Source organism: Streptomyces sp. NPDC046215 (assembly GCF_040646215.1).
Lineage (GTDB): Bacteria > Actinomycetota > Actinomycetes > Streptomycetales > Streptomycetaceae > Streptomyces > Streptomyces stramineus.
In genome coordinates this window covers 18,235-37,938 of sequence record NZ_JBEYZW010000037.1, presented here as the reverse complement: position 1 = coordinate 37,938, position 19,704 = coordinate 18,235, and the positions used below count along the sequence as shown (strand labels likewise).

The following is a 19,704-nucleotide window of genomic DNA, read 5'->3' as shown; positions in this document are numbered from 1 at the left end:
CTCGTTCACTCTTCCTCGCTCGCCATCGCGTTGATCGCGGCCGCGGCCATGGCGCTGCCTCCGCGCCGGCCCCGCACCACCAGGTAGTCCAGGCCCAGGGGGCTGTCCGCGAGGGCGTCCTTGGACTCGGCGGCACCGATGAAGCCCACGGGTATCCCGATGACGGCCGCCGGGCGGGGCGCCCCCTCGGCAATCATCTCCAGGAGCCGGAAGAGGGCCGTCGGCGCGTTGCCCACGGCGACGACCGCCCCGTCGAGCCGGTCGCGCCACAGCTCCAGCGCGGCGGCGCTGCGCGTGGTGCCCATGCGCCGGGCCAGCTCCGGTACGGACGGATCGGCGAGGGTGCACAGCACCTCGTTGCCGGCGGGCAGCCGCTTGCGGGTGACGCCGCTGGCGACCATGTTCGCGTCGCACAGGATCGGCGCCCCGGCGCGCAGCGCCGCCCGGCCGCGGGCCACGACCTGCGGGCTGAAGGCGAGGTCCCGTACGAGGTCGACCATCCCGCAGGCGTGGATCATGCGGACGGCGACCTGGCTGACGTCCGGCGGCAGGGCGCCGAGGTCCGCCTCGGCGCGGATGGTGGCAAAGGACTGGCGGTAAATTGACGCGCCGTCCTTTTCGTAGTCGAACACTCTGCCTCGCTCGCTGTTTCGCTCTGGGGGTCGTACCGCGTCAGCCGCTGGGGCTGTGGCTCCGTAGGGGAGCGCCTTGTCCTGCTATGCCGTTGATGCCCGGGCCGGTGCCGGTGCAGACCGTGCGGCCGCCACCGCCCCGGCCAGCTCCGCCGCCGAGGCGGCCCGTGCCGTGGTGCCGGCCGCGGGGGCCCGGACGGTGACCTCGTAACCGTCGGCGGTCGCCAGGACGTCGACCCAGCTGCCGCCGGGCCGGCCACAGCGCCGCTCGCACCCGGACCAGTACACCGGCAGCCCGGCCGGGCCCCGGTGTCCCGGGTCCGCCACGAGGCAGGCCGCCGCGTCCGCCCGTACGTCCGCGAGGGACTTGGCGCAGCCGGGCCGGCCCGCGCACGCGCCCGCCCGGTGCCAGGGCGACGCGGCGGAGGTCACCAGACCGGCCGCCGCGAGGGCCGCCAGCCGCGCCGGAGCCCCGGGCCCGGAGGGCTCCCCGGCGGGGCGGCCGGGGACGACGATGCCGCGCCAGGGTGTCACACGCAGCTCGCCGCTCCCGTACGCGACGGCGGTGCGGGCGAGAAGCCGCCACTGGGCGGACGTCAGCCGCCCGAGGGGCGCCCCCACCGACAGGGCGGTGGTCCCGCCCGGGCCGTCGACGAGCCCGGGCTCCACCGGGGCGCCGGACGGGAGGGCGACCGCGGCCGGTTCCGCGGCGATGCCGGCGGCGGCGAGCCGCCGGCCCAACGCGTCGACGCGCGGCCGGTGTTCGACGGGCAGCTCCCTGACCCGCCAGGCGGTCGCGCCGTGCGCGCGCCGTTCGGCGAGGAACCACTCGGCCGCCAGGACGGCGGCACGTGGCCCGTCGGCGGCGGCGATCCGCAGGCCCGGGGAGGCGGCGGCGTAACAGAGCACCGCCCGCCCGCCGCCGACTGCGATCAATGTCACATCGGGGGCGAGGGCCGCGATGTCGCCCCGGCCGTCGTCCAGGCCGAACAGGAAGCGCCCCGACAGTTCGGTGACCTCCGGGTTCGCGCACAGCAGGCCGTCGAGCTCGCGGGCCCAGCCCTGCACGTCCCCGTGCCCGGCGCCGTCGAGGCCGCACAGCGGTGACGCGGCGACGTTGCGCACCCGCTCGTGCCGGTCGGACGGCAGCAGCCCCGCCTCGCGCAACCGTTCGCCGAGCGCGCCGCCGCACCCGCCGGCGAGGCCCCGCAACTGCACGTTGCCGCGCGAGGTGAGGTCCAGATTCCCGTCGCCCAACTCCTCGGCCAGCTCCGCCAGCACCAACGCCTGACGAGTCGTCAGCAGCCCGGCGGGCACGCGGACGCGGGCCAGCGCCCCGTCGTCCGCGGCGTGCAGCCGCAGCGCACCCGGGCAGGCGTCACCACGGACCCGGGGCGCCCGCCCGGCGGCGGTCGTTTCCTCCCGGTCCGAGGGGGAAGAGGGGGTGACGGACATGGCGGCGAGCATACCGACGATCGCATCCGGCACACCGGCCCGTACGGCGCCTGCCAGCGCTTACTATGCTGAGCGGCGACCGGTTCCCGTCCTTCGGCTACCGGCCGCCAAACGCCAGCGACGGCGACAGGGGAGGAAGCCGGTGAGACTCCGGCACGGTCCCGCCACTGTGAGCACGGCAGCGATGCCGCGCGAGTCAGGAACTCCCGCCGTCCTCCAACCGCCCGGGGCGCGGACCCCGAGGAAGGCCAGCCGCCGCATGCGCACTTTCCGGTCCGGCACGCCCCGGGCGACCCTCCATGCCCTGGGGAGCGCCGCGTGATCCTTCTCCTGTCGACGTCCGACACCGACCTGCTCAGCGCCCGCGCGGCTGCCGCTCACGGAGGCCCGGTCCCATTCCGGCCGGCCAACCCCTCCCGGCTCGCGCTCGACGACCTTCCGGCCCTCCTGGACGGCACCGACCTCGTCGTCGTCCGCCTCCTCGGCGGCATCCGCGCCTGGCAGGAAGGGCTCGACCTGCTCCTCGCCGGCGACCGGCCCGTCGTCGTCCTCACCGGCGAACAGGCGCCCGACGCCCAGCTGATGGAGGCGTCCACCGTCCCCATCGGCATCGCCGCCGAGGCCCACGCCTACCTCGCGCACGGCGGCCCCGCCAACCTCGACCAGCTTGCCCGCTTCCTCTCCGACACCGTGCTCCTCACCGGCCACGGCTTCGAGGCGCCGGCCCCCGCCCCCACCTGGGGCCCCCTGGAGCGCGCGGCGAAGCCCGGTGCCACCGGCCCCGTCGTCGCCGTGCTCTACTACCGCGCCCACCACATGAGCGGCAACACCGGCTTCGTCGACGCCCTCTGCGAGGCCGTCGAGGACGCGGGCGGCCGCCCCCTGCCCCTCTTCGTCGCCTCCCTGCGCGCCCCCGAGCCCGGCCTCATCGAGGCGCTCGGCACCGCCGACGCCGTCATCACCACCGTCCTCGCCGCCGGCGGCACCAAGCCCGCCACCGCCTCCGCGGGCGGCGACGACGAGTCCTGGGACGCCGGCGCCCTGGCCGCCCTCGACGTGCCGATCCTCCAGGCCCTGTGCCTGACCGGCCCGCGCAGCGCCTGGGAGGAGAACGACGAGGGCCTCTCGCCGCTCGACGCCGCCACCCAGGTCGCCGTCCCCGAGTTCGACGGCCGCATCATCACCGTCCCGTTCTCCTTCAAGGAGGTCGACGAGGACGGCCTGCCCTCCTACGTCGCCGACCCCGAGCGCGCCGCCCGCGTCGCCGGGATCGCCGTGCGCCACGCCCGGCTGCGCCACATCCCCCCGGCCGACAAGCGCCTGGCGCTGGTCCTCTCCGCCTACCCCACCAAGCACTCCCGCATCGGCAACGCCGTCGGCCTCGACACCCCCGCCAGCGCGGTGGCCCTGCTGCGCCGGCTGCGCGAGGAGGGCTACGACTTCGGGAACGAGGCCGACGAGCCCGTGCCCGGCCTGGAGTCCGGCGACGGCGACGAACTCATCTACGCCCTGATCGAGGCCGGCGGCCACGACCAGGAGTGGCTCACCGAGGAACAGCTCGCCCGCAACCCCGTCCGCATCCCCGCCGCCGACTACAAGCGCTGGTACGGGAAGCTGCCGCAGGACCTGCGCGCGTCCGTCGAGGAGCACTGGGGGCCGCCGCCGGGGGAGATGTTCCTCGACCGCAGCCGCAACCCCGAGGGCGACATCGTCCTCGCCGCCCTGCGCCGCGGCAACCTCCTGATCCTCATCCAGCCGCCGCGCGGCTTCGGCGAGAACCCCATCGCCATCTACCACGACCCCGACCTGCCGCCCTCGCACCACTACCTGGCGGCCTACCGCTGGATCGCCGCCTCCGCCGACGACGGCGGCTTCGGCGCCGACGCCATGGTGCACCTCGGCAAGCACGGCAACCTGGAGTGGCTGCCCGGCAAGAACGCCGGCCTGTCCGCCTCCTGCGGGCCCGACGCCGCCCTCGGCGACCTGCCGCTGGTCTACCCCTTCCTCGTCAACGACCCCGGCGAGGGCACTCAGGCCAAGCGCCGCGCCCACGCCACCCTCGTCGACCACCTCGTGCCGCCGATGGCCCGCGCCGAGTCCTACGGCGACATCACGCGCCTGGAGCAGCTCCTCGACGAATACGCCGCGATCTCCGCGATGGACCCGGCGAAGCTGCCGGCGATCCGCGCCCAGATCTGGACCCTCATCCAGGCCGCCAAGCTCGACCACGACCTCGGCCTGGAGGACCGCCCGGACGACGACGGCTTCGACGACTTCCTGCTGCACGTCGACGGCTGGCTGTGCGAGGTCAAGGACGCCCAGATCCGCGACGGCCTGCACGTCCTGGGCGGCGCGCCCACCGGCGAGGCGCGGGTCAACCTCGTCCTGTCGATCCTGCGCGCCCGCCAGATCTGGGGCGGCACGGCGGCCCTGCCGGGCCTGCGCGAGGCGCTCGGCCTCGACGAGTCGGCGGCGACGCGCACGACCGCGGACGAGGCGGAGGCACGGGCACGCGCCCTGGTCCAGGCGATGGAGGACGCGAACTGGGACCCGGCGGCGGTGGCCCGGGTCACCGAGGGGCAGCCCGAAGGCGTCGCCGCGATCCTGACCTTCGCCGCCACGGAGGTGGTCCCGCGCCTGGCCGCGACCACCGACGAGATCGACCATGCCGTCCACGCTCTCGCCGGCGGCTTCGTCCCCGCGGGCCCCTCCGGCTCCCCGCTCCGCGGCCTCGTCAACGTGCTGCCGACCGGCCGCAACTTCTACTCCGTCGACCCCAAGGCCGTCCCCAGCCGCCTCGCCTGGGAGACCGGCCAGGCCCTCGCCGACTCCCTGCTGGACCGCTACCGCACCGACGAGGGCAGCTGGCCGGAGTCGGTGGGCCTGTCCCTGTGGGGCACCAGCGCGATGCGCACCGCGGGCGACGACATCGCGGAGGCGCTGGCGCTCATGGGCGTCCGCCCGCTCTGGGACGACGCCTCACGCCGCGTCAACGGCCTGGAGCCGATCCCCCTGGCCGAGCTCGGCCGCCCCCGCATCGACGTCACCCTGCGCATCAGCGGCTTCTTCCGTGACGCGTTCCCGCACGTCATCGGCCTCCTGGACGATGCGGTGCGGCTGGTCGCGGCGCTGGAGGAGAGCCCCGAGGACAACTACGTCCGCGCCCACACCCAGGCCGACCTCGCCGGCCACGGCGACGAACGCCGCGCCACCACCCGCATCTTCGGCTCGCGCCCCGGCACCTACGGCGCGGGCCTGCTCCAGCTCATCGACAGCCGCGACTGGCGCACCGACGCCGATCTCGCCGAGGTCTACACCGTCTGGGGCGGCTACGCCTACGGCCGGGAGCTGGACGGCTGCCCGGCCCGCGAGGAGATGGAGACCGCGTACAAGCGCATCGCGGTGGCGGCGAAGAACACCGACACGCGCGAGCACGACATCGCGGACTCCGACGACTACTTCCAGTACCACGGCGGCATGGTCGCGACGGTGAAGGCCCTCAAGGGCAGGGCCCCGGCCGCGTACATCGGCGACTCCACCCGCCCGGAGACGATCCGCACCCGCACCCTGGTCGAGGAGACCTCGCGCGTCTTCCGCGCCCGCGTGGTCAACCCCCGCTGGATCGAGGCGATGCGCCGCCACGGCTACAAGGGCGCCTTCGAGCTCGCCGCGACGGTGGACTACCTCTTCGGCTACGACGCCACGACCGGCGTCGTCCCCGACTGGATGTACGACAAGCTCGCCCAGACCTACGTCCTGGACCCCGAGAACCGCGCCTTCCTCCAGGAGGCCAACCCCTGGGCCCTGCACGGCATCGCCGAACGACTCCTGGAGGCCGAGGGCCGCGGCATGTGGGCCAAGCCGGACGCGGAGACCCTCGAAGCGCTCCGCCAGGCGTTCCTGGAGACCGAGGGCAGCCTGGAGGGCGACGAGTAGGGACGGCCGCCCCCGCGCCGTGCCGGTCACGGTGCGGGGGCACTCACCCCGCGGCGAGCTCGCGGACCACGCTCATGTCGTCGAACGGCAGCAGCGCGTCGCCGGTGATCTGGTAGGGCTCGCTGCCCTTGCCCGCGACCAGCACGACGTCACCGGGCCGGGCGGCGGTCAGCGCGCAGAGGATCGCCGCCCGCCGGTCCGCCACCCGGTGGAAGGGCGTCCCGGTGACGGCGAGGCCGGGAGCGATCTGGTCCAGGATGGCCTCGGGGTCCTCGCCCCGCGGGTTGTCCGAGGTGAGGACGCACAGGTCGGAGTAGGCCCCGGCGATCGCGCCCATCGGCGCGCGTTTGGTGACGTCACGGTCCCCGCCGCAGCCGAACACGGTGATCACCCGGCCGGTCGCGTAGCCGCGGACGGTGGTGAGGACCTGCTCCAGGGAGTCCGGGGAGTGCGCGTAGTCCACGATCACGCCGATGCCCCGGGGAGTGCGGTACCGCTCGAACCGCCCGGGCGTGGGCGGCATCCGGTCCAGAGCGGCCACGAGTGCGGGCAGGTCGTGGCCGAGCAGGTGGCAGGCCGCCAGCGCGGCCAGCGCGTTGGCGACCGAGAAGCGGCCCGGCACGGGGACGGCCGCGGGGTACTTGCGGCCGTCGTGGTGGAGCGTGAAGCGGGTGCCCGCGGCGTCCACGAAGAGGTCGCTCGCACGGTAATCGGCCGGGGCGTCCAGGCCGTAGGTGGTGACCGCGCCGGGCATCAGGGCGTGGATGTCCCTGCTGACGGGGTCGTCGGCGTTGACCACCGCGCGTTCGCACAGGCCCCTGAAGAGCCCGAGTTTGGCGTTCTTGTAGTTCTCCATCGTCCCGTGGTCGTCGAGATGATCCTGCGTCAGGTTGGTGAAGATTCCGACGTCGACGGGCACGTGGTCCAGGCGCCGCTCCAGCAGGCCCATCGACGTGGCCTCCAGGACCACGCTGGTCGCGTGCCGGTCGCGCATGTGGCCCAGCAGGTACTGGAGGTCCGGCGCCTCCGGGGTGGACAGCACCGACCGCGGCATCGGGACGGCCTGCTCGCCGATCCGGCTGCCGGAGGTGCCGATGACCCCTACCGTCGCGCCCTCGGCGCTCCGCAGCACCGACTCCACCATGTACGAGACGGACGTCTTGCCGTTCGTACCCGTGACCGCCACGACGTCCATCGCGCTGCCGGGCTCGCCGTAGTAGCGGGAGGCGACGAGCGCGGCGGCCGCCCGGACGTCCGCCACCCGCGCCACGCACACGCCCGCCCCCGCAGCCGGTGGCGGGGCGCCGCCCTCGGCAAGGACGGCGACCGCTCCCCGCTCCAGCGCCCGTGCGACGAGGCCGGGGCCGCCGCCCTCGTGGCCCGGTACCGCGATGTAGAGCGAGCCGGGTGCCACCTGGTGGGCGTCGAAGGTCATCCCCGCGGTGACCGAAGCGTCCGCCTCGCCCTGGAGGATGTGGTGGTCGTGCCCGTCAAGCAGTGCGCTCAGTTTCACAGCTGTCCCCTCGGAGGCGGCCGACGGCACACCTCTCGCGCGGCCCGGCCGGGTGGCGAGGGCGGCGGTGCACCGGAAACCGCGTTGATGACCATGACCCGGCGGAGCCGGGGGTCGTGCCGGCCGCGGGTACCGGCCTCTTCGGCGCCGTGCGGGCACGGGCGGAGCGGGGACCGGGGCACCGGCGGCATTGCGCGTGAAGGCGAGCGGGCCCCGCAGGGGGATATCTGCGTGCGAGCCGTGGGCCGGACCGGCCGGGCCTCGCTACCTGTTCACCGCCGGCGGCCGCACGGCCGAGCAGCGGGTGGCCGCACCGTCGGTCCGGCTCCAGAGGGTCGAACAGGTGGCCGGGCGGAGCAGGGGCCTGCCCGGCACCTTTGCAGTGTACGTCCGGCGGGAGGCCCGGACGGGCACAACGGGCCGGTGCACGCCGCCGGCCGGCTTCCTTGGGTGCCGTGGTGCTCTCAGGACTCCTGCCCCGGCCCGCCGCGCGAGGTCCGCGGGCCGGGACGGATCAGCCGCGGAGGTGGCCGTACCGGGACTCGAGACGGGCCCGGGACTCCTCGTCGAGCGGCTCGCTGAAGCCGGCCGACCACGGCACGGGGCACGGGCCCGGGTGGACGGGGTCGGGGCAGGCGAGGGCCGTGAGAGCGTCGAGGAGCTCGCGCAGCTGCCCGGTGTCACCGAGGACGCCGACGCGCAGCTCGGTCACAGTCCGCTCACCGGGCTCCTGCCCCGGGTGTTCCACGCGCCACTGCTCCGGCAGCTCCTCGTACAGCCCGGCCACCGTCGGCTCTCCCTCTCCTTCCGGCCCGGCAGGCCGGCCGCCGCCGACGAGGGAGAGCGCCCACGCCGTGACCGGGGACGCCTCCGACGCGGCGTGCTCGTCCAGGAGCCGGCGGGCCCGGTCGGCGAGCGCTCGCGCGTCCGGTCCGGTGGCGTACATCCCAAGACGCAGCTCGAACAGATCCATGGTCTCCGGCTCCAGGTTCCTCGTTCCCGCTGATGCCGTGACCGTAGCGGTACCCGGCGCGACACCCCCTCGGGTGTGGGGGTGCACCACCGCTGCGCGGCGGTGTCCTCACTCTCCCCCAGCTACCGCTGGAAGGTGCCCCCAGCGGTAGCTGGGGGAGGTAGCCGGGGGAGTTTGAGGACGCGCCCGCAGGACGCTCGCCGCCGCAGGCGGCAACAGCGGACGCGCCGTAGGCGGCAACGCTCGCCACCGCGGGCGGCAACGACGGACCCTCAGCCAGCGGGGCCCCGCCTACGCCGAGACGCGCCGCCACGCCTGGGTGGAGAGCGCGGCGCACGACATCTGCTGGACCTCGCGCCTGCTGCCGCTCGGCAGGCCCGCGTCCTGGAGGCACTTCCCGCTGGCCGCGTTCTGGATCTGGAGGGCGCCGTTGGGGAAGGCGAGGAACAGCCACTGCTGGTTCCAGCCGCCGTTGCAGTCCCAGATCTGGACACCCGCGCCGTCCGCGCCCGAGCTGTCTCTCAGGTCGACGCACTTGTTGCTGTCACGGGAGACCAGATTGACCGTGGCGTGCTGGGTCGTCAGCTCCGCGAAGAGCTGGTTGGTGACGCCCTTGCAGCTGAACTGCTGGACGACGGTGCCGTTGGCGTCGGAGCCGCCGCGGACGTCGAGACACTTGCCGGTGGCCACGTTGACGTACCGGTAGAGCCCGGCGGCCGCAGCGGAAGGGGCGGAGGGGGCCGACGGCGCCGCCTCGGCGGCGCCGGTGGCGCCGAGCAGGCTCGCGGTGGCGGCGAGGGCGAGGGCGGCGGCGCGGGAACGTGTACGCACGGACATACTCCCAGGAACGGGGGCCGGCACTGCGGGCCGGCCCGTCGGGGCACATGACATAAGCGCATGACAGGTCGCATTGCCGCCGGGGCGGCACGCTGGACATCCCACTGGAGGAACCGCTCCGTCGGTACCCGTGAACCGGCCATCCTGTGCGCGCGGTGTCGGCATTCCGTGAAGGCGACCCCGTGTTGTGAAGATCACGAAGCCCTCCCCACAGGCCCTTCAGGGCACGGAATGTTCGCTGCGAACGGTGGGATCCGACCAGGTTGAGCGGATATGCAGCGAAACCGCGCGAGCCGCCCGGGCGTCCTGGACAACGTCCTGATCATCGCGGAAGAGGAGAGTCCGACCGTGGAACCCGCAGGAGCACGCCCGACCCGCCGCACCGTACTGACCCTCGGAGCCGGGACGGCGTTCGCCGCCGCCCTGCCCGGCGGTACGGCCCACGCCGCCACGCCCGGAGCCGGCCTCTCCCGGCAGCTGAGAGAGCTGGAGCGGGCGCACGCCGCCCGGCTGGGCGTGTACGCCCACGACACGGCCACCGGCCGGACCGTGCTGTACCGCGCGGACGAACGTTTCCCGATGTGTTCGCTGTTCAAGACCGTCGCCGTCGCCGCCGTCCTGCGCGACCTCGACCGCCACGGCGAGTTCCTCGCCCGGCGCGTCCACTACACGGCGGACGACGTCAAGAAGGCGGAGTACGCCCCCGAGACGGGGAAAGAGAAGAACCTCGCGCACGGCATGACCGTCGCGGAACTGTGCGACGCGGCCATCACCCAGAGCGACAACGCCGCCGCGAACCTGCTCCTCCGCGAGCTGGGCGGTCCGACCGCCGTCACGGACTTCTGCCGCTCGACCGGGGACGGGGTGACCCGGCTCGACCGCTGGGAGCCCCAGCTGAACTCGGCCGAGCCGGACCGCCTCACCGACACCACCAGCCCTCGCGCCATCGGGCAGACCTACGCCCGGCTCACCCTCGGCAACGCGCTCGTGCCCTGGGACCGGAAGCGGCTGACCGGGTGGATGCTCGCCAACACCACGAGCGTGAACCGCTTCCGCAAGGGGCTCCCCGCCGACTGGGCCCTGGCCGACAAGACCGGCGGCGGGAGCTACGGGACCAACAACAACGCGGGCATCACCTGGCCGCCCGGCCGGCCGCCGATCGTCCTGTCCGTCCTGACCACCCGGCACGAGGCCGCTGCCGCGGCGGACGACGAGCTGGTGGCCCGGACCGCCGCGTTGCTGGCCGGGGCGCTCGGCTGAGCGCGGCGCCGGGACCTGCCGGCGGGTGCGGGGTGCACCACCGCCGCGCGGCGGTGTTCTCAAGCTCCCCCAGCGGTAGCTGAGGGGGGCAGCCGGGGGAGTTCGAGGACGCGCCCGCCGGGCGCTCGCCGCCACAGACGATCACCATCGAAGGCCCGCCGGAGGCGCACGCGTGACCGGGCGGCGGCCCTGCGGTGCAGGACCGCCGCCCGGTCGTGCGAGGCGGTGACGCGCGGGCCCCGGCCTGAGCGGGGCCCGCCCCCGAGCCGTGCCGCCGTTACTTCTTCTTCTTCTCCTCAGTGACACGCCAGACGCCACCGTGGTCCGGGTCGACCAGGACCTCGTACTTCTTGCTGCCGCACTTGACCTCGACCTCCCACACGTAGCGGCTGCCGCCGTGCTTGGCGCCGAGGTTCTTCTTCTCCAGCTCCGCACCGGTGGCCTTGCCGCCACCGATCTTGTGCTCGGCGATCTCGATCGCCTTGTGGATGTTGATCTTCTTGTGGTGGTCCCGGCCGTGGCCGCGGCCGTGGTCCCGGCCATTGTCGTGGTCCCGGCCGTTGTCGTGGTCGTGGCCACGGTCACCGGCCGGTACGGCACGGACGCTCTCGACGGCCGCCACCGGGGCCTGCGGCGCCTCGGGCGTCGACGGGGTGGGCGTGCTGCTCTGCGCGACCGCGGCCGGCGCGATCGCCAGCAGGGCGGCGGCCGACACCCCCCAGGTGAGGGCGGTGCGGGCGAGCGTACGACCGGACGGCTGGGGCTGACGTCTCTTCAGCGACATGCGTGGTTCTCCTTCTGTGGCGGCTCGTCATATTTTGTCGGCGCGTGAGCACCACTCCCCGCTGACGGCCTGCCGCAGACTTCGTCAGCCGATTTCTCCCACGTTGGGGTGCTGTCATACCGTCAGATCGGCTAGCCCGGGTGGCGGGAACCGGCGGCGCGGGTAGTGCGGAACGGGCGCCCCGGACCCGGACCGGACGCGGGCCCGGCCCGTCCGGCCCCGGAAGGCGGCCCCGGAAGTCGATGCTCCGCACCGGCCGGCGCGGACGCACCGCCGGTTCCGCCGGACGGCGGCAGCACCGTCGCCCCGGCGCCGGGGGCGCGCCGCGCGCCGGCGCGCGTGACGTACCGACCGGTGCCCGCGCGGTCCCGCCGGGCATTTGGGCCGCCACTCGCTGATCACTAAGATCCTCGGATGATCATCACAAGACGGCTGGCGGCGGGCGCGTGCGCTCTGCTCGCCGCCCTGGCCGGGGGCATCGTGCCGGCGAGCGCCGCCGACGGGCCCTCGAAGAATTCCCCGAAAGTCGAGCTGGTGCTGGACGTCAGCGGCTCGATGAAGGCCCGGGACGTGGACGGCCAGTCGCGCATGGCGGCCGCCCAGCAGGCGTTCAACGAAGTGATCGACGCGGTGCCCGGCGGGGTGCGGCTCGGCATCCGGACCCTCGGGGCGAACTACGCCGGCGACGACAAGGAGACCGGCTGCCGGGACAGCAAGCAGCTGTACCCCGTCGGCCCGGTGGACCGGACCGAGGCCAAGGCCGCCGTCGCGACCCTCCGCCCGACCGGCTGGACGCCCATCGGCTACGCGCTGCGCGGCGCCGACCAGGACCTGGGCACCGACGGCGGCACCCGCCGGATCGTGCTCATCACGGACGGCGAGGACTCCTGCGGCCAGCCCGACCCGTGCGACGTGGCGCGCGAACTCGCCGCCAAGGGCACCCACCTGACGATCGACACCCTCGGCCTCGCCCGCGACGACAAGACGCGCGAACAGCTGAGCTGCATCGCCGAGGCCACCGGCGGCACCTACACCTCCGTGCAGCACAAGGACGAGCTCTCCGGCCGCATCAAGCAGCTCGTGCGCCGCGCCGAGCAGCCGGTCGAGACCCCCAAGGCCACCCAGGGCGCGGACAGCTGCGCCAAGGCGCCCGAGCTCGGCGCCGGCCTCTGGACCGACCGGGCGGCGTTCTCCGAGCACCGCTGGTACCGCGTCAAGGTGAAGCCCGGTCAGGAACTGCGCGCCGGCGCGAGCATCGGCGCCGACCGCGCCGTCGACCGGGACCACGGCATCCTCCTGCGCGCCGTCAGCCAGGGCGGTCAGGAACTCGTCCGCGGCTCCGACGCGAGCAGCGGGCGCACGGACGTGGCGGCCACCGGGCTGCGCTACCCGATCGGCGAGAAGAAAGACGACAAGGAACCGCGGACCGTGTGTCTGGAGGTCTCCCACTCCTTCTCCGCGCCCCCGTCCGTCAAGCGTGACCCCGGGCTCCCCGTCGAACTGGCCGTCGACCTGGTGAAGTCCCCCGACAACCCCTCCGACCTGGCCGCCTTCGGCCTGGGCCGGGGCTGGATCCTGCTGGCCGTACTCGTGGTGACCGGGCTGCTCACCGGACTGGTGTGGGGCTGGCTGTCCCGCTGGCGTGTCGCGGTATGGAGGGCGAACTGATGCGCAGAACTCGTGTGACGGCCGCCGCGCTGCTCGTCGGCGCGGCCCTGCTGGCCTCCGCCGCCCCGGCCGCGGCCGAGGACGCGCCGACGGAGGCGGGCACCACCTTCCGCACCGCCACCGCCGTCGAGCAGGGACAGAAGGCGACGGCGAACGCGTCGACGGGCGACTACCTCTACTGGCAGTTCCCCGCCGGAGCCGGCCAGAAGATGACCGCCAAGGCCACCGTGAACCTTCCCGAGGCGGCCTCCCGGCACGGTGCGGCCACCTGGCAGCTCGACGTCTTCGACGGTCTGCGCCGCCGTCAGGCGTGCGCGTCGGGCGAGGCCACCCAGCGGGCCTCCGCGCAGGACACCTCGGTGACCCTGACCTGCACGCTGCGCACCGTCCGGCCCTGGTCGGAGCGGTGGGCCAACGACCCGCTGCCCGGCGCCTACTACCTCCGGCTCACCGTCACCGACACCCCCGACCAGGATCTGGGGCTGCCGGTGAAGGCGGAGGTCACGGCGGACGCGAAGGACACCGGCGGGGCGCGCGCCGAGGGCGGCGAGCTGGGCGCCCCCCTGCACGCGGCGGCCGTCAAGGAGCCGGAGAGCGGCTGGAACGGCGGCTGGTGGTCCGACCGCTGGGCGTGGACCGTGGGCGGAACGGTGCTCGGCGCGCTCGCCGCCGTGGGCGGCTACACCCTCACCCGCCACCCGCGCGGGGCCACTCGCCCGCCCGGGCAGTAGCCGAGCGGTTCTGAGAAGGGCGCGGGCGCCCGTGGTCCTCAAGGCCACGGGCGCCCGCGCGTCGTCAGGGGGCCGTCGCCGGGTCGTCGCGCACGGCGCGCCGGAACAGCGCCGTGAGGTCCCCGGTGAAGTACGAGCTGTACGAGACGTCCGGGGTGTCGCCACCGGTGTGATAGCCGCCGATGACACCGATCAGCGCGTACCCGCCGCGCTCGCGCACCAGGAACGGGCCGCCCGAGGTGCCGCCGACATAACCGGCGCACGGGATCTCCAGGAAGTCGCCCGGGGCCCCCGGATCGGTGCTGGTGTAGCGGCGGGTGGAGGAGAGGCAGTCGAGCGGCTTGGGGTGGGTGGAGTCGCTGTTGCCCGGGTAGCCGATGAGACGGACGCGGCGGTGGGTGAAGCCCGGGCCGGCCGCGAGGCGGAAGCCGCCGACGGCGCTCTCCACCCGGGTGCCGTCGGCGCGCGGGCCGAGCCGCACGACGGTGTAGTCCCAGCGGGCCCCGCGGCCGGTGCCCAGCTCGCGGTACCGCCGGTCGATGTGGATCTTCTCGACGGGGAAGACGCCGTGCGGCTTGAGGCCGTCGTGGTACCGGGGGACGAACGACAGGCGCCGCCGGGGGTCGGGGGAGAGCAGGCAGTGGGCCGCGCTGACCACCAGATCGCGGTGCGGGCTGCGGACGACCGTGCCGCCGCAGAACCGCCCGGTGCCCGTGCCGTCGGTCCAGAAGAACGTCCCCACCTGCGGGATCCCGTCGAAGGGGCGGCCGGGCGGTACGCGCCCGGCCCCCGCGGGGCCCGCGGCCCGTCTCCCGCCGGCCGCGGGCAGGGCCGCGGCCATGCGCCCGGCCGTCCAATAGGCGTCGGCCGCGCGGGCGCCGACGGCGCCCACGGCGGTGGCCGCGGTCTCCGGGCCGGCCGGGGCGGCGGCGAGCGCGGCCGGGCCCGCCGTGAGGGCCGGGAGGCCGAACAGCGCGGCCGCGAGCGCGCGGAGGGCGAGCGGTCCGCGCGCTCGCGGCCGGCTGCCGAAGGGTCTGGGCATCAACGGTTCCTCCCTGGCACCCGGGCGCACGGCCGCGGGGACGCCACGGTCCGGCCGGGCGGGACATCTTCGGGGCGAGCGTGTCATCCTCCTGCGCCGGGGGCGGGGGTGAACAGGCCGCAAAGCGTCAGGATTCACCGGAACGCTCCCAAGCCGCCACCCCTATCAACCACTGGTTAAGTCCGGTCACCCATCCGTAACCTGCGATGGACTAGTGCGAGACCTTCCTCCCATGACAGGATGCTGATCGCGGCAACCTCCGGCTTAACTGGCCGTGAGGTGACGGGGGAAGAACGGCCGATAAGGACGGGACGGATGGCAGCCGGGGGCGACAGGTCGGCAGGTGACGTGAGCAGCCCGCTCGCGCAGCGGCTCAACTACCTGTTCGCGAACATGCATCCGCCCGGGGCGCCGTACACCAACGGGCACGTGGCCGAGGAGATCAGCCGCGGCACCGAGGAGTACGGCGGGGTGGGTCTGACGGAGCAGTATCTCTCGATGCTGCGCAACGGCAGACGCGCCAACCCCAGCCCGGACGTGCTGCGCGCCCTGGCCAAGTTCTTCGCGGTTCCGGTCGGCTATCTGATGGGTGATCTCTCGGCTTCCCAGGCCGAGCGGGTGGAGGAGGAGGTCCGCTTCCTCGTCGCCATGAGGGATCAGCGCGTGCGGGCGATCGCCCTGCGGTCGGTGGGGCTGCCGCCCGAGGTCCAGGACAGCCTCAATACGATCATCGCCCAGTTCCGGCAGCAGATGAACCTCCCGGCCGACCCGCCGGACGCGGGCAGCGAGGAGCGCCCGTGACCGTCACGGCGGATGACCGGCTCTTCACCAACTGGCGGCGTACCGAGGACGAGGACGGTGCAGGCATGCGCGTGGGGCGCACAAGGCGCCGGTGCAAGCAGCTCATCCACGAGCTCGCGCTGCCCGCGTCGACCGATCTGCAGGGCCTGTGCGACGTCGTCGCGCGCCGTGTGGGCCGCACCATCCGCCTGGTCCCGATGAGCCTCGACGGCGTCGTCTCGGGCATGACCGCCACCACCGACGACGCCTACTGGGTCATCTACGAACAGAAGACCTCGCCCTGGCACCAGGTCCACATCGTGCTGCACGAGCTCGGCCACCTCCTGCTCGGCCACGACCAGGACCCGGCCGTCACCGAGGACGCCCTCAAGGTGTGGACGCCCTCCGTCGACGTGGCGACCGCCATGCGCCGCATGGGCCTGACGATGGGGCTGGCCCGCCACCACTGCTACGACAACCTCACCGAGCGCGAGACGGAGATCCTCGGCACCCTCCTCATGGAGAAGGTCGTGCCCCCGCCGCCCGGCCAGGAGACCCTCCTGGAGGGCGAGGCGGCCGAGCTCGCCGCTTCCCTCGGGCCCGCCCTGCAGCACGTGCGCAGGCAGCTGAGAGAAGGGGGCGCCGGCGGTGTTTGACGTTCTGTACCTCACCTTCAGCGCCGTCACCTGGGCGATCGTCGGCTACAAGACCCGCGCCTGGCTCCGTGACCGCGGCAACGTCGACCTCGGCCTGACCGCGCTGATGACCTCGGGCGTGCCCGTCGTCTTCCTGTTCTCCGCGCCCAGCGTCTACCGCGCGTTCGACCGCCTGACGGGCGTGGCCAACCTGGCCATGGTCTTCCTCTACTCCGCCGTGGTGCTGTTCGCGTCGGGCGCCACGGTGCTCCTCCTGCGCTGGACCAGCCGGGGCGACGAGGCGGCCCATGCCCGCGCCGCCCGGCGGTCGCGGTGGGCCGTCACGGCCGTGGGCGTGGCCTGGGCGGCCGCGATCGTCTGCTTCGCCGTCGGACGCCCCGACGACGTGGAGCACCCGCGCGACTTCAGCACCGCCTACGCCCATGAGCCCGGAGTGGTCGCGTTCCTGGTGCTGTATCTGGCCATCTTCGGCACGAGCCTCGCCGGGCTCGGCTCGCTCTGCCCCCGCTACGCCGCGCAGCTGGGCCCCTCCTGGCTCTCCAAGGGCCTGCGGACGCTCGCCGTGGGCTGCTGGCTGGGCCTGCTGTACTGCCTGTGCAAGCTGGTCGGCTTCGTCCTGACCTGGGCCGGCCACGACGTGTACTGGCTGTCCAACGGGGTGGCGCCGATGACCGCTTCGGTCGCCGCGCTGCTGGTCCTGCTCGGCTTCTCGCTGCCCGCCGCCGGCCCCCGGGTCGCCGCCTGGCGCAGGATGCACCGGCTGGAGCCGCTGTGGCAGGCTGTCACCGCGCACGCCCCCGAGGTCACCCTCACCGAGCGCCGCTGGACGGGCCGCTGGCCCTTCGCGGACCTGGAGTGGCGCGCCAACCGCCAGATGGCCGAGATCCGCGACATCCAGCGCGGCATCCGGCGCCACGTCGAGGCGGCGGCCTTGGACATCGCCCGGCAGAAGGCCACCGCCGCCGCCCTGGACGAGCGCGGGCTCGCCGCGGTGGTGGAGGCCGCGGCACTCCGCCGAGGCCTGCAGAACCAGGTCACCGGCCATGTGCCGACGCCGCACGCCGACAGCGTGGTGGTGACCGTCAGCGCCGATCCGGCGGAGGAACACGAACACTTGGCACGCGTCGCGGATCTCTACCACGATCCGATGGTCGACGCGGTGCTCACCGAACTGCGGGAGATCAGCGCAGCACGCCGTCCCTGACGGCGTGGGCCCACAGACCGGGCGGCCATGGACGGGGGTCAAGGCCGCCTGCGCCACAGGCCGGCGCCGGGTCCGTACGAGATACGGATCCGGCGCCGCCCGTGCGTGTCACCCCCACCGGTGCGCGACGACCGCACCACCGGCCGCCCGTGCCGGGAAACCACCCCTCTAGAGTCGGGTGCCATGCAGAACACCGCCCTGACCGGCGCGTCCGCGCCCCTCGACGTCACAGCGCTGATCACCGACCCCTACGGCACCTACGCCCGGCTGCGAGAGGCGGCCCCGGTGCACCGGATCACCGGCCCGGACGGCCGGCCCGCGTGGCTGGTGACCCGCTACGACGACGTGCGCGCCGCCCTCGCCGACCCCCGGCTCTCCCTGGACAAGCGCAACGCCGCCCCCGGCGGCTACAGCGGTTTCTCGCTGCCCCCGGCCCTCGACGCCAATCTGCTGAACATGGACCCGCCCGACCACACCCGCGTACGCCGCCTGGTGGCCAAGGCGTTCACTCCCGGCCGGGTCGACAAGCTCCGCGAACCGGTGCGGGAGGTCGCGGGCCAACTGCTGGACGCCGTCGAGGCCGAGGGGCGGGCCGACCTGGTCGCCGCCTACGCGGCCCCGCTGCCCATCACGGTCATCTGCGACCTGCTCGGTGTTCCGCAGGAGGACCGCCTGGACTTCCGGGCCTGGACCGACGCCTTGATCGCACCGGACCCCGGGCGGCCGCACCTGATGAAGGAGGCCGTGGGCAACATGATGCGCTTCTTCACCGGCCTCATCGCGAGCAAGCGCGCCGACCCCCGCGACGACCTGCTCTCGGACCTGATCGCCGTCCGCGACGGCGAGGGCGACGGCACGGCGGACCGGCTCTCCGAGGACGAGCTCTCCTCGCTGGCCTTCCTCATCCTCTTCGCCGGCTACGAGAACACCGTCCAGCTCATCGGCAACGCGGTGCTCGCCCTCCTGGACCACCCCGAGCTGATGCGCGGGCTGCGGGCGGATCCGGGCGGCCTGGGCGCGGCGGTCGAGGAGATCAACCGCTGGGACGGGCCCGCGCCGCTGGCGATCCGCAGGTTCCCGCTGGAGGACCTCGAGATCGGCGGCGTGACCGTGCCGGCCGGGGAGACCGTGCTGCTGTCGCTGGCCTCGGCCAACCGTGATCCTCATCACTTCGCCGAACCGGAACGGCTGGATCCGAACCGCGCGCGGACCGGGCAGCTCGGGCTCGGTCACGGCATCCACTACTGCCTCGGCGCGCCGCTGGCCAGGATGGAGACCGAAACGGCCCTGGCCGCGCTACTGGAGCGACTGCCGGGACTCACGCTCGACGTGCCGCGCGAGGAGCTGGAGTGGCGTCCCTCGATGCGCGCGCGTGGCCTGATTTCGCTCCCCGTTCGGTGGGGCTGAGCAAAGCCGAACAGATTTTTGGTGCATAACCCATCCTTGATGCGGTAGAACTGTCCTCGAGCCCGCCCGGTGTGCATCCCCCGTCGCACCGGGCGGGCCTTCGGCGTTCGGCACACCCGGGTGACATCGGGGCAGGGGCCCGCCCCTCCCGCACGCGGCGCGGCTCAGCTGCCGACGCCCGTGGGGAACTTCAGCAGGGCCACCGCCGCCAGCATCTGCACGCTCACCGCCGCCACGGCCTTGTGGGTGGGCAGGTGGTGCTGGCCGCGGATCAGCAGGGCGGCGAAGGCGTAGCCGAAGCCCGAGGTCGTCCAGGCGGCCGCCCGGACGGCGAAGGAGTCGCCGGGCAGGCACGCGTCGAGCGCGAGGCGCGGCAGGTCGGTCGCCCAGAACAGCACGACGAACAGCGTGACGGTGGGACCGAACTTGCCGTTGCCGCCGAGGCGGCGCGCGATGGCGTGCGTGGCGACGCCCAGCAGCAGGCTCGCGAGGAGCAGCACCCCGTCGGCGATGGCCATGGCCTCCAGCGCGAGGGCGGGGCTGACGCGCCACTGCCCCCAGAAGGAATCCCGCCCCATCGTCCCCAGCGCTCCGCAGACCAGGCACAGGAACGCGGCGGCCCCCCAGACGCTCCGGTCCCGGGCCTCGTCGAGGGTTTCGACGGGCCGGTACCAGAGCCCGAATATGAGGCGGTGCCAGAGCAGCCTGCGCCGCGGGGCGGCGGGCTCGCGCGGGGGAGAGGACGAGGGGGAGGGGCTCACAGGCATGGATGCAATTTCTATCACCGCCCGGCTCCGCCGCAGGTGGCCGGGGAGGGAAACGGCTC

The 19,704-nt window shown here is 74.1% G+C and carries 16 protein-coding genes and 1 riboswitch; of the genes, 8 read left to right on the top strand and 8 right to left on the bottom strand.

The features are described from left to right. Positions 1-5 precede the first annotated feature (5 nt). Both ABZ951_RS18010 and cobG read right to left on the bottom strand, forming a co-directional pair. Positions 6-632 (bottom strand): precorrin-8X methylmutase, encoded by a 627-nt coding sequence (locus ABZ951_RS18010; protein ID WP_344092257.1) that lies wholly within the window; start codon positions 630-632, stop codon positions 6-8. A gap of 84 nt (positions 633-716) precedes the next feature. After that, positions 717-2,099 (bottom strand): precorrin-3B synthase, encoded by a 1,383-nt coding sequence (cobG, locus tag ABZ951_RS18005; RefSeq protein ID WP_361280214.1) that lies wholly within the window; start codon positions 2,097-2,099, stop codon positions 717-719. 120 nt (positions 2,100-2,219) lie between these two features. Then, positions 2,220-2,293: riboswitch (cobalamin riboswitch) on the top strand. Positions 2,294-2,405: 112 nt separating this feature from the next. Between cobG and cobN the strand changes: the two genes are divergently transcribed. Next, the gene (gene cobN / locus ABZ951_RS18000; protein ID WP_344092262.1) at positions 2,406-6,023 is read left to right on the top strand and encodes a cobaltochelatase subunit CobN; all 3,618 of its coding nucleotides are present in this window, start codon (positions 2,406-2,408) and stop codon (positions 6,021-6,023) included. A gap of 43 nt (positions 6,024-6,066) precedes the next feature. Here the strand turns inward: cobN and ABZ951_RS17995 are convergent, their stop codons facing one another. The 3 genes from ABZ951_RS17995 to ABZ951_RS17985 form a co-directional block, all read right to left on the bottom strand. Beyond that, positions 6,067-7,536, bottom strand: coding sequence for a UDP-N-acetylmuramoyl-L-alanyl-D-glutamate--2,6-diaminopimelate ligase (locus ABZ951_RS17995; protein ID WP_344092264.1), 1,470 nt, complete (start codon positions 7,534-7,536; stop codon positions 6,067-6,069). Between the two features lie 514 nt (positions 7,537-8,050). Next, entirely contained in the window at positions 8,051-8,509 is a 459-nt protein-coding gene (locus tag ABZ951_RS17990; RefSeq protein WP_344092266.1) for a hypothetical protein, read from the bottom strand. A gap of 291 nt (positions 8,510-8,800) precedes the next feature. Then, positions 8,801-9,340, bottom strand: coding sequence for an RICIN domain-containing protein (locus tag ABZ951_RS17985; RefSeq protein ID WP_344092269.1), 540 nt, complete (start codon positions 9,338-9,340; stop codon positions 8,801-8,803). Between the two features lie 354 nt (positions 9,341-9,694). On the opposite strand from ABZ951_RS17985, the gene bla reads away from it, so the two are divergent. Further along, on the top strand, positions 9,695-10,606 hold the full coding sequence (bla, locus tag ABZ951_RS17980) for a class A beta-lactamase (RefSeq protein ID WP_344092286.1): 912 nt from the start codon (positions 9,695-9,697) through the stop codon (positions 10,604-10,606). Between the two features lie 277 nt (positions 10,607-10,883). Here bla and ABZ951_RS17975 read toward each other — a convergent pair whose 3' ends face one another. Then, positions 10,884-11,390 (bottom strand): PepSY domain-containing protein, encoded by a 507-nt coding sequence (locus ABZ951_RS17975; RefSeq protein WP_344092271.1) that lies wholly within the window; start codon positions 11,388-11,390, stop codon positions 10,884-10,886. Positions 11,391-11,804: 414 nt separating this feature from the next. On the opposite strand from ABZ951_RS17975, the gene ABZ951_RS17970 reads away from it, so the two are divergent. Both ABZ951_RS17970 and ABZ951_RS17965 read left to right on the top strand, forming a co-directional pair. Continuing rightward, the gene (locus ABZ951_RS17970) at positions 11,805-13,058 is read left to right on the top strand and encodes a VWA domain-containing protein (RefSeq protein WP_344092273.1); all 1,254 of its coding nucleotides are present in this window, start codon (positions 11,805-11,807) and stop codon (positions 13,056-13,058) included. Continuing rightward, positions 13,058-13,789 carry a hypothetical protein gene (locus ABZ951_RS17965; RefSeq protein WP_344092275.1) on the top strand — a complete coding sequence of 244 codons (732 nt, stop codon included), beginning with the start codon at positions 13,058-13,060 and terminating at the stop codon, positions 13,787-13,789. The genes ABZ951_RS17970 and ABZ951_RS17965 overlap by 1 nt, the downstream gene beginning before the upstream one ends. Positions 13,790-13,853: 64 nt before the next feature. On the opposite strand, the gene ABZ951_RS17960 is transcribed toward ABZ951_RS17965, so the two are convergent. After that, on the bottom strand, positions 13,854-14,831 hold the full coding sequence (locus tag ABZ951_RS17960) for a trypsin-like serine protease (protein ID WP_361280210.1): 978 nt from the start codon (positions 14,829-14,831) through the stop codon (positions 13,854-13,856). 315 nt (positions 14,832-15,146) lie between these two features. Here ABZ951_RS17960 and ABZ951_RS17955 point away from each other — a divergent pair, with 315 nt between their 5' ends. The 4 genes from ABZ951_RS17955 (at position 15,147) to ABZ951_RS17940 (ending at position 18,878) form a co-directional block, all read left to right on the top strand. After that, entirely contained in the window at positions 15,147-15,632 is a 486-nt protein-coding gene (locus ABZ951_RS17955; RefSeq protein ID WP_344097391.1) for a helix-turn-helix transcriptional regulator, read from the top strand. Continuing rightward, the gene (locus ABZ951_RS17950; protein WP_344097394.1) at positions 15,629-16,267 is read left to right on the top strand and encodes a hypothetical protein; all 639 of its coding nucleotides are present in this window, start codon (positions 15,629-15,631) and stop codon (positions 16,265-16,267) included. Before ABZ951_RS17955 ends, ABZ951_RS17950 begins: the two co-directional genes overlap by 4 nt. Continuing rightward, positions 16,260-17,471 carry an MAB_1171c family putative transporter gene (locus ABZ951_RS17945; protein WP_344097397.1) on the top strand — a complete coding sequence of 404 codons (1,212 nt, stop codon included), beginning with the start codon at positions 16,260-16,262 and terminating at the stop codon, positions 17,469-17,471. The genes ABZ951_RS17950 and ABZ951_RS17945 overlap by 8 nt, the downstream gene beginning before the upstream one ends. A gap of 183 nt (positions 17,472-17,654) precedes the next feature. After that, the gene (locus ABZ951_RS17940; RefSeq protein ID WP_344097399.1) at positions 17,655-18,878 is read left to right on the top strand and encodes a cytochrome P450; all 1,224 of its coding nucleotides are present in this window, start codon (positions 17,655-17,657) and stop codon (positions 18,876-18,878) included. A 164-nt stretch (positions 18,879-19,042) separates the two neighbouring features. On the opposite strand, the gene ABZ951_RS17935 is transcribed toward ABZ951_RS17940, so the two are convergent. After that, positions 19,043-19,645, bottom strand: coding sequence for a hypothetical protein (locus tag ABZ951_RS17935; RefSeq protein ID WP_344097401.1), 603 nt, complete (start codon positions 19,643-19,645; stop codon positions 19,043-19,045). Between the last annotated feature and the right edge of the window lie 59 nt (positions 19,646-19,704).

What these genes read in the sequence shown, in the direction of transcription:
- ABZ951_RS17975 (WP_344092271.1), bottom strand. Translation starts at nt 11,390, where the DNA reads ATGTCGCTGAAGAGACGTCAGCCCCAGCCGTCCGGTCGTACGCTCGCC.
- ABZ951_RS17935 (WP_344097401.1), bottom strand. Translation starts at nt 19,645, where the DNA reads ATGCCTGTGAGCCCCTCCCCCTCGTCCTCTCCCCCGCGCGAGCCCGCC.
- ABZ951_RS17960 (WP_361280210.1), bottom strand. Translation starts at nt 14,831, where the DNA reads ATGCCCAGACCCTTCGGCAGCCGGCCGCGAGCGCGCGGACCGCTCGCC.
- ABZ951_RS17990 (WP_344092266.1), bottom strand. Translation starts at nt 8,509, where the DNA reads ATGGATCTGTTCGAGCTGCGTCTTGGGATGTACGCCACCGGACCGGAC.
- cobG (WP_361280214.1), bottom strand. Translation starts at nt 2,099, where the DNA reads ATGCTCGCCGCCATGTCCGTCACCCCCTCTTCCCCCTCGGACCGGGAG.
- ABZ951_RS17970 (WP_344092273.1), top strand. Translation starts at nt 11,805, where the DNA reads ATGATCATCACAAGACGGCTGGCGGCGGGCGCGTGCGCTCTGCTCGCC.
- ABZ951_RS17940 (WP_344097399.1), top strand. Translation starts at nt 17,655, where the DNA reads ATGCAGAACACCGCCCTGACCGGCGCGTCCGCGCCCCTCGACGTCACA.
- ABZ951_RS17965 (WP_344092275.1), top strand. Translation starts at nt 13,058, where the DNA reads ATGCGCAGAACTCGTGTGACGGCCGCCGCGCTGCTCGTCGGCGCGGCC.
- ABZ951_RS17955 (WP_344097391.1), top strand. Translation starts at nt 15,147, where the DNA reads ATGGCAGCCGGGGGCGACAGGTCGGCAGGTGACGTGAGCAGCCCGCTC.